This window comes from Nocardia farcinica, from assembly GCF_029867845.1.
Taxonomy (GTDB): Bacteria; Actinomycetota; Actinomycetes; order Mycobacteriales; family Mycobacteriaceae; genus Nocardia; species Nocardia farcinica_A.
In genome coordinates, this window is the sequence record NZ_JARWRU010000632.1 from 1 (window position 1) to 1584 (window position 1584).

The following is a 1584-nucleotide window of genomic DNA, read 5'->3' on the forward strand; positions in this document are numbered from 1 at the left end:
GATCTGCGGCCGCGAGACCCCGGTCTAGCGGGCCTTCACCCCGGTCGCTAAGATCTAGTTGCTTCCGTCGCCGCCGGGACGGCAGGCGACGGGATGGTTCGGCCCGCGCCGCGGGTTCGACTTACGCGAGGCTTGCACACAGCAAGGACACCGACACCTAGGAAAGAAAGATGCCCCCCAAGAAGAAGAAGCTCGCCGGGATCATCAAGCTTCAGATCCAGGCCGGTCAGGCGAACCCGGCTCCGCCGGTGGGCCCCGCCCTCGGCCAGCACGGCGTCAACATCATGGAGTTCTGCAAGGCGTACAACGCCGCGACCGAGTCGCAGCGTGGCAACGTCATCCCGGTCGAGATCTCCGTGTACGAGGACCGGACCTTCGACTTCAAGCTGAAGACCCCGCCTGCCGCCAAGCTGCTGCTCAAGGCCGCGGGTGTGCAGAAGGGCTCGGCCGAGCCGCACCGCACCAAGGTCGCCAAGGTGACCATGGACCAGGTGCGCGAGATCGCCAAGACCAAGATGGAAGATCTCAACGCCAACGATCTCGATCAGGCCGCGAAGATCATCGCCGGTACCGCCCGCTCGATGGGCATCACCGTCGAGGCCTGATTCCGGCGGTCGTCCGGCAACAACTCGGTGGGAGGGTCGGCCAGACCCGTGAACCACTTCTGAACCACGAAGGACAGACAATCATGGCAAAACGAAGCAAGGCGTACCTCGAGGCGGCCGCCAAGGTCGACCGCTCGAAGCTCTACTCCCCGCTGGCCGCCGCGCGGCTGGCCAAGGAGACCGCCACCACCAAGACCGACGCGACCGTCGAGGTCGCGGTGCGTCTCGGTGTGGACCCCCGCAAGGCCGACCAGATGGTCCGCGGCACCGTGAACCTGCCGCACGGCACCGGTAAGACCGCCCGCGTCATCGTGTTCGCGGCCGGTGAGAAGGCCGCCGAGGCCGAGGCCGCCGGCGCCGACGCGGTGGGCGCCGAGGATCTGATCGAGCGGATCCAGGGCGGCTGGCTGGACTTCGACGCGGCGATCGCCACCCCGGATCAGATGGCCAAGGTCGGCCGCATCGCGCGTGTCCTCGGCCCGCGCGGTCTGATGCCGAACCCGAAGACGGGCACGGTCACCAACGACGTGGCCAAGGCCGTCAGCGACATCAAGGGCGGCAAGATCAACTTCCGTGTCGACAAGCAGGCCAACCTGCACTTCGTCATCGGCAAGGCGTCCTTCGACGAGGCCAAGCTGGTGGAGAACTACGGCGCCGCGCTGGACGAGATCCTGCGTGTCAAGCCCTCCACCGCCAAGGGCCGCTACGTCAAGAAGGTGACGGTCTCGACGAACACCGGACCGGGCATCCCGGTGGACCCGAACCGCACCCGCAACCTCCTCGACGAGGACGCGTGAGTCGCACCAGGTAGCACCCTGAACCGTTCGTGGGGGGGGGGGCCCCAAGGCCCCGTGCCCCCCCGACCGGCGGTTTACCGGCCCCGCCCCCCCCCCGGGTGGGGGGATGGGGGGGCGGGGGGGGGGCAGGGGGGGGGGTGGGGGCGTGGTGGGGGCAGTGGTGAGGGTGGCTATCCCATCCA

Annotated in this window: 2 protein-coding genes; both read left to right on the forward strand. The window is 68.4% G+C overall.

The genetic code is table 11. The features are described 5' to 3' along the window. The first annotated feature begins 170 nt into the window (after window positions 1-170). Window positions 171-605 (forward strand): 50S ribosomal protein L11, encoded by a 435-nt coding sequence (rplK, locus tag QH283_RS14025; RefSeq protein WP_280503444.1) that lies wholly within the window; start codon window positions 171-173, stop codon window positions 603-605. Between the two features lie 83 nt (window positions 606-688). Then, entirely contained in the window at window positions 689-1402 is a 714-nt protein-coding gene (rplA, locus tag QH283_RS14030; RefSeq protein WP_280503445.1) for a 50S ribosomal protein L1, read from the forward strand. Window positions 1403-1584 lie beyond the last annotated feature (182 nt).